General features: G+C 66.8%; 7 protein-coding genes. All 7 read left to right on the top strand.

What is annotated here, in order from left to right:
• Positions 1 to 446: DUF6511 domain-containing protein (locus tag NYR58_RS19870; RefSeq protein WP_261522875.1), on the top strand; the 446-nt coding region annotated here is incomplete at its 5' end.
• Positions 446 to 1204 carry a PD-(D/E)XK nuclease family protein gene (locus NYR58_RS19865; protein ID WP_085867308.1) on the top strand — a complete coding sequence of 253 codons (759 nt, stop codon included), beginning with the start codon at positions 446 to 448 and terminating at the stop codon, positions 1202 to 1204. The genes NYR58_RS19870 and NYR58_RS19865, both read left to right, overlap by 1 nt.
• The gene (locus NYR58_RS19860; RefSeq protein WP_261522874.1) at positions 1201 to 3576 is read left to right on the top strand and encodes an AAA family ATPase; all 2376 of its coding nucleotides are present in this window, start codon (positions 1201 to 1203) and stop codon (positions 3574 to 3576) included. The genes NYR58_RS19865 and NYR58_RS19860 overlap by 4 nt, the downstream gene beginning before the upstream one ends.
• A gap of 359 nt (positions 3577 to 3935) precedes the next feature.
• On the top strand, positions 3936 to 4427 hold the full coding sequence (locus tag NYR58_RS19855; RefSeq protein WP_085867307.1) for a crossover junction endodeoxyribonuclease RuvC: 492 nt from the start codon (positions 3936 to 3938) through the stop codon (positions 4425 to 4427).
• On the top strand, positions 4424 to 4621 hold the full coding sequence (locus NYR58_RS19850) for a hypothetical protein (RefSeq protein WP_244274633.1): 198 nt from the start codon (positions 4424 to 4426) through the stop codon (positions 4619 to 4621). The genes NYR58_RS19855 and NYR58_RS19850 overlap by 4 nt, the downstream gene beginning before the upstream one ends.
• Positions 4614 to 5060 (top strand): DUF6362 family protein, encoded by a 447-nt coding sequence (locus NYR58_RS19845; protein ID WP_261522873.1) that lies wholly within the window; start codon positions 4614 to 4616, stop codon positions 5058 to 5060. Before NYR58_RS19850 ends, NYR58_RS19845 begins: the two co-directional genes overlap by 8 nt.
• A 491-nt stretch (positions 5061 to 5551) precedes the next feature.
• Positions 5552 to 6708 (top strand): DNA modification methylase (locus NYR58_RS19840; protein WP_261522872.1); only part of this gene is annotated, 1157 nt, incomplete at its 3' end.

Raw genomic sequence — 6708 nt, 5'->3', positions numbered from 1 at the left:
CGGAGGGCGGCGTGAGCCATGTCGCGCAAGTCTCATCCCCGCCCGCAGAGGCTGCGGATCGACCGGGCTTTGATCGCCTCTGGCATCCGCGCCCGGTCCTCTGCGCCGTCTGCACATCCCGCACGCGTGGCTTCGGCTGGTTCGATCCCCACCGGCTGCGCCCAACCCGCACCCAAACCCGCCGCTGGTTCTGCTCCATGGGCTGCCAGGCGGCCTTCACCCGCAAAGCGAAGAAAGGACTGAGCATGGTCGATTTCACCGAGGAAGAAACCCAGGCGCTGCCCGCCGTGATGCGCGCACTCGCGCCCGAGATGGAGCGGATCGGCTGGGATCGGCCGCTGGGCCAGCTGACCCAGAACGACATGCATCGGCTGATCGTCACCACCGTCGAGGCGTTCCGCGCCGAGATGGCCGAGATCGCGAGCCAGTCGGAGATCCCGTTCTGATGCTGGACTTCAACAAGCGGCCCTCGATGGGCGAGCGAATCAACGCCGCCGTGGATGCCGCGCTCAAGGCCGAGAGCGCAGCGACGCCGCCGCGCGACTATCTCGGCGCGTCACGGCTCGGCCATGCCTGCGAGCGCGCGCTGCAGTTCGAGTTCGCGGGCGCGCCGAAGGATGAGGGCCAGGACTTCTCCGGCCGGTCGCTCCGGATCTTCGCGATCGGGCATGAGCTCGAGGATCTCGCCATCCGCTGGCTGCGGGCGGCGGGGCTCGATCTCGTCACCCAGAAGCGGGACGGCGGCCAGTTCGGCTTCTCCGTCGCGGGCGGGCGCATCCGCGGCCATGTCGACGGGATCATCTCCGAGGCGCCGGCGGCGCTGGGGCTGCGCACACCCTCGCTCTGGGAATGCAAGACCATGAACGCGAAGAACTGGCGCGAGACGGTGGCCAAGGGCGTGACCGTCGCCAAGCCCGTCTATGCCGCCCAGATCGCGCTCTACCAGGCCTACATGGAAGCGAGCGTGCCGGGCATCTCGGCCAATCCGGCGCTCTTCACCGCGATCAACAAGGACACCGCCGAGCTGCACCACGAGCTGGTGCCCTTCGACGCCGAGCTCGCGCAGCGCATGTCGGATCGCGCGGTGCGGATCCTGCGGGCCACCGACACGGGCGAGTTGCTGCCGCGCGTGGCCCGGAACCGCGACTTCTTCGAATGCCGCTTCTGCCCCTGGGCCGAACGTTGCTGGGGACTGCCCGGATGAGCAAGGACACCACCGACCCGCCCGAACCACCCGAGGACACCGACATGCGTGACGACAGCACGACCGACCACCCCGAGGCCAACCTCGTTCATTTCAACCCCTGGCGCGACTTCAACGACGCGGCACCGCAAATCGACCCGTTCGGAGACGAGCCGGATCCTGCGCAGATCGCTTCCTTCATGGAGGTGGTGTTTGGCTACTGCGACGGGCTGATCCCGGTGCGCAGCTTCATCGACAAGGGCCAGGGGATCGACGGGCGGCCGCACAACATCTGGATCGCGGCCGACGAGACGGCGCCCCAGAAGATGGCGACCTTCGCGAACTGGGCCGCGCGCGAAGGCGCGGCCGTCTACGTCATTCCCGGCACGGTGACCGAGACCGGCCGGGCCAAGGCTACGGACGTGGCGCAGATGCAGGCCGTGGTCGTGGATATCGACAGCGGCGACATCGCCGCCAAGCGCGCGCATCTCGAGCGCCATCTCGGCCCGCCCACCATGGTGGTGGAAAGCGGCGGCGTCACCCCGGAGGGCCGGCACAAGGCCCACGTCTGGTGGAAGCTCACCGAACCCATCGAGGGCGAAGACATTGCCCGCCTCTGCCGGTTGCGCGGCGACATCGCTGCCAAGGTCGGCGGCGACATGCATTTCCGCTCGGCGCACCAGCCGATCCGGGTAGCGGGCTCGGTCTATTACAAGAACGGCCTGAAGACGCTGGTGCGGATCGTGGAGTTGAACGCGGGTCTCGAGCGCGATCTCGACGAGTTCGCCGAGGCCGTGGCCGACATGCCACCCGCGCCGGGCGTCAACCTGACGCCGGACTTCGCGACGCCTGACAAGCCTGCCGTGGATGACGTTCTGGTCACCCCGGTGCGCGAGGGCGGCATCGACGACTGGTCGCGCTTCGAGGGCGCCTCCGCCGCCATCGGCTATTTCATCCGGCTGGTCCACGAGGGCCGCCTCTCGAAGAGCGAGGGCTGGGAGGCGATCTGCGGCTACAACGCCGCCATGCTGCGGCCCCAGTGGCCCGTGGAACGGCTCAAGCGCGAATCCGAACGCCTCTGGGCGCGCCATGTCGAACGCCACGGGCCGCCGCTCATCCGGCTCGACAGCGCCGCCCCCGTGCCCGACGAGCTGCCCAGCTTCACGCTGGGGCAGCTGCTCGACGACAAGAGCCCCATGCCCGCCGACCTGATCGGCCCGCGCGTGCTGACGCCGGGCGGGCTCCTGGTGCTCGGCGGCGCGCCCAAGGTGGGCAAGAGCGATCTCCTGATCGCCTGGCTCGTGCACATGGCCGCCGGGGTGCCGTTTCTCGGCTTCACCCCGCCGCGACCGCTGCGGATCTTCTATCTGCAGGCCGAAATCCAGTACCACTACCTGCGCGAGCGCATGCAGCAGGTCGGCCTGCCGCCCGAGCTGATCGCCGCGGCGCGCGACAACCTGATCGTCACGCCAAAGCTGAAGATGCTGCTCGACGCCGAGGGCAGCGCCCGCGTGGCCGCGGCGATCCGGGCGGCGTTCCCCGACGAACCGCTCGACATCCTCTGCATCGACCCGATCCGCAACCTCTTCGACGGCGGCCCCGATGGGGGCGGCGAGAACGACAACGCCGCGATGATGTTCTTCCTCAAGGACCGGGTCGAGGTGCTGCGCGACCACGTCAATCCCGACTGCGGCGTCATCCTCGTCCACCACACCAAGAAGCTCTCGAAGCACCAGGTGAAGGAGGATCCCTTCCTCGCCCTTTCCGGCGCCAGCGCGCTCCGCGGCTTCTACACGACGGGGCTCATCCTGCACCGGCCCGACGAGGACGCATCGGAACGGAAGCTGGAGATCGAGCTCAGGAACGGACCCGCGCTGAAGCCCAAGCTCGTCGACAAGGTCAATGGCGAGTGGGTCGAGATCAACCCGATGAACGAACGCCTGGTGCGCGCCGAGCAGGGCGCGAAGTTCGATGCCGAACGGGATCGCAAGGGCGAGGTCATCGTCGACATTCTCCACCGAGAGGCGCGCTCGGGGCGCATGTACACCATGACCCTCTTTGCCGAGGCCTTCGAGAACAAGAGCGGCCTCAGCGGCCAGACCAGCATTCGCGAGAGGCTGAACGTCCTGACCACCAAGGGGATCGTCAAGTTCGTCAAGGGGGACGCCGCAAGCGATCTCGGCCTCGCCTCGGATCGCAGCAAGTATGGCTATCTCTGCGTCGAGCACATGGAGCTGGCGACCGGCGAGGAGGCTGTGGATCCGGAGACCGGCGAGGTCACGCGGGTGCATGCCCGCGTGTTTCCGAGCCACTACAAATGCCCCCAGACCGGGGCGGTTCTGCCGGTCGAAAACCCCGCTGTCTGGGTCTATCCGGATGGGGGTGAGGCATGAATTTCCGCTCTCTGACCCCATCCGAAATCTGGACCCCGAAATCCGAAATCTGGCCAGATTTCGCGAAATCTGAAATCTGCGCGCAATCTGGAATCTGGATTTTCCGCCAGTTTTTCAATGGCTTGGCGCGCCCGTTCCAGATTTCGGGCGGGTTCATCCGAAATCTGCCCCGCAATCTGGATTTCCTCAATGAAATCAAAAGGCTTTGCCAGATTCCAGATTTCGGAAAAGGCACCCCTAAAGGGGTGGGTGGACTCCCCCCGTCAGGTGGGGAGGTCCACCACCCACCCCTGGGCGATTTTGTCCACCGCGATCCTGTCCATCCCTTCATCGTGCAGCCGGAAAAAAGGAGCCTCAAAATGGCCGCACCATCAACCTTTCCATCATCCACCATCCTCGCGCTCGATCTCGGCACCACGACCGGCTGGGCCTTGCGCGGCCATGACGGGCTCATCACCACCGGCACGGTCTGCTTTCGGCCCGGGCGCTTCGACGGTGGCGGCATGCGTTACCTGCGTTTCACGAACTGGCTGACCGAGATCGACCGGCTGTCCGGGCCGGTGGAGGCGATCTGGTTCGAAGAAGTCCGCCGCCACGCGGGCACCGACGCCGCGCATGTCTACGGCGGGCTCATGGCCACGTTGACCGCCTGGGCCGAACTGCGCGGCGTGCCCTACGAGGGCGTCCCTGTCGGCACGATCAAGCGTTTCGCGACCGGCAAGGGAAACGCCAACAAGGACGCCATGATCGCGGCCGCCCGGGCGCGCGGCTTTAGCCCCGCGGACGACAACGAGGCCGACGCCATCGCGATCCTCATGTGGGCGATCGAGACAAAGGGAGGGCTGGCATGAAGGCGATGAAGTTCACCCCGCCGGGCTATGGCGGTCGGCGACGCGATCCCGATGAGGTCAAGCGTGACGGCTGGCGGGAGCAAGGCCTGCTGGCGGTGTCGGTTGACGATGACCGCCTGACCTGGCCCGAGCGGGAACTGGTGCGGCAACTGGGTGAGAAGCTTTATGGCAAAAGGCAGAAGCGACATGGCTGACTGGACGATGTCACGGGTGCAGGACCGGCTGGAACTGGCGGCCGACGTCTTCGCGCAGATGCCAACCGTGAAGCCGCAGGGCTATTTCAACGCCTGGCCGGAGTATTTCCACAGCTTCGCCGATCAGGTCGGCCAGGAGCCGCGCATGCGCCGGCCGCGCCCGAGCCCGCGCCAGATCACCCAAGCCGAGGAAGCAATGCTCTGGCTGCGCTGGCTTGAGAAGGACGACGCGCGCATCGTCTGGCTGCGCGCCAACCGCAGACCATGGAAGCCCATCTGCTGGGAGGTTGGCCTCAGCCGTCCCGCCGCCAACCGCCACTGGCAATACGGGATCGCGCTCATCACCTGGCGGCTCAACGGGCGCGTGCCGCCCGCGAAGCGATCGAAGCGCTTCGTGATCGAGAACGCCGACCGGCTGTCAAGAAAAATCGTCCTGTGAGGGAATTTTCGGAGAGACATCGGGAAGGGTTCATTTTTCGGCTCTGAGGGATACAAACAGGGCATGATCGCACGAGGCGTGAACGAAGGGACGATGGTTCAGACCACTTGCTTCCGGGGTCCAACCGGAAGCCAGTTCGGGGTCCAGACGGGAACATGACGGCACGCAAGCGGCGACAGTTCGAAACCGGGCAAACGCCCGCCGCTTGACCGGAAAAACTGTCTCCGCCTTCCCGTAAGCCATTGATTTTACGGTTCCTTTTCGTTCACCTTCGTATGCTGGCGGGCTTGGCGCGAGGCTTTCCCAGTGACGTGCCCGAAAATACCCGTTTCGTTTCGCTTCGAGCGGAACCCCAGTGAAACAAGGGCCTGACGGCCCGACAGACCCGCCTGAAACGAAACGACCCTCCGGGGCCATTTCGCTTTCGCGGAGCTCCGTTTCGTTTCGGCCAACACCCCGTTTCGTTTCGGGGCCCAATCCGGGAACCACCAATGGACGTGATCGACCTGCCGCTTGCGCAGATCATTCCCTATGCGCGCAACCCGCGGCGCAACGAGAAGGCAGTGGCCAGTGTCGCGGCCTCCATCGCCGAGTTCGGCTGGCGGCAGCCCATCGTCGTGGACGAGCAGATGGTTGTGCTGGCCGGCCACACGCGCCTCGAGGCGGCGCGCCAGCTCGGGCTCGAGACCGCCCCGGTGCATGTCGCCACGGGGCTGACCGAGGCGCAGGCGCGCGCCTACCGGCTGATGGACAACCGCTCGGGCGAGAACGCCGAGTGGGACGACGCGCTGCTCGGGCTGGAACTGGGCGATCTCGTCGAGGCCGAGTTCGACCTCGACCTGACCGGGTTCACGGACGGGGAACTGGATCGCCTGCTGGCAGAGGCGGTGGCGGACCTCGACGACGCGGCCGGGGGCTCGGTGCCGCCGGTGACCATTCCCGAGCCGCCGCGCAATCCGGCTTCGCGCACGGGCGATCTGTGGATCCTCGGCGATCACCGGCTGCTCTGCGGGGACTCGACCTCGCACGATGACGTGCGCCGGCTGATGAACGGCGAGCGCGCGATCCTGTTCGCGACCGACCCGCCATACCTCGTCGATTACGACGGCTCGAACCACCCGACAAGGAACAAGGACTGGTCGCAGTCCTATGGCGTCACCTGGGACGACTCGAGCCAGGGGGCCGAGCTCTACGATGGCTTCATCGCGGCGGCCGTGGCGGAAGCCATCACCGAGGACGCCGCCTGGTACTGCTGGCACGCCTCCCGCCGCCAGGCGATGCTCGAGGCCTGCTGGGAGAAGGCCGGGGCCTTCGTCCACCAGCAGATCATCTGGGTGAAGGACCGCGGGGTTCTGACCCGGTCGCACTACCTGTGGAAGCACGAGCCCTGCTTCATGGGCTGGCGCCGACCGAACCGGCCGCCGAAGGTGGCGGAGGAAACGCTGCCCTCGACGTGGGAGATGCCGTCATTCGCCAGGGACGAGCGGCCCGACCATCCGACGCCGAAGCCGCTCGACGCCTTCGGGATCCCGATGCGCCAGCATGTGGCGCGCGGCGGCCTCTGCTACGAGCCCTTCTGCGGCTCCGGCTCGCAGATCATGGCGGGCGAAGCCAATGGCCGTCGCGTCTTCGCGATGGAGATCAGCCC

Source organism: Chelativorans intermedius (assembly GCF_025398255.1).
Classification (GTDB): Bacteria; Pseudomonadota; Alphaproteobacteria; order Rhizobiales; family Rhizobiaceae; genus Chelativorans; species Chelativorans intermedius.
Note: the sequence above shows the minus strand (reverse complement) of the source record. Positions and strands in the feature narration are given on the sequence as shown.

What these genes read in the sequence shown, in the direction of transcription:
- NYR58_RS19865 (WP_085867308.1), top strand. Translation starts at nt 446, where the DNA reads ATGCTGGACTTCAACAAGCGGCCCTCGATGGGCGAGCGAATCAACGCC.
- NYR58_RS19855 (WP_085867307.1), top strand. Translation starts at nt 3,936, where the DNA reads ATGGCCGCACCATCAACCTTTCCATCATCCACCATCCTCGCGCTCGAT.
- NYR58_RS19850 (WP_244274633.1), top strand. Translation starts at nt 4,424, where the DNA reads ATGAAGGCGATGAAGTTCACCCCGCCGGGCTATGGCGGTCGGCGACGC.
- NYR58_RS19860 (WP_261522874.1), top strand. Translation starts at nt 1,201, where the DNA reads ATGAGCAAGGACACCACCGACCCGCCCGAACCACCCGAGGACACCGAC.
- NYR58_RS19845 (WP_261522873.1), top strand. Translation starts at nt 4,614, where the DNA reads ATGGCTGACTGGACGATGTCACGGGTGCAGGACCGGCTGGAACTGGCG.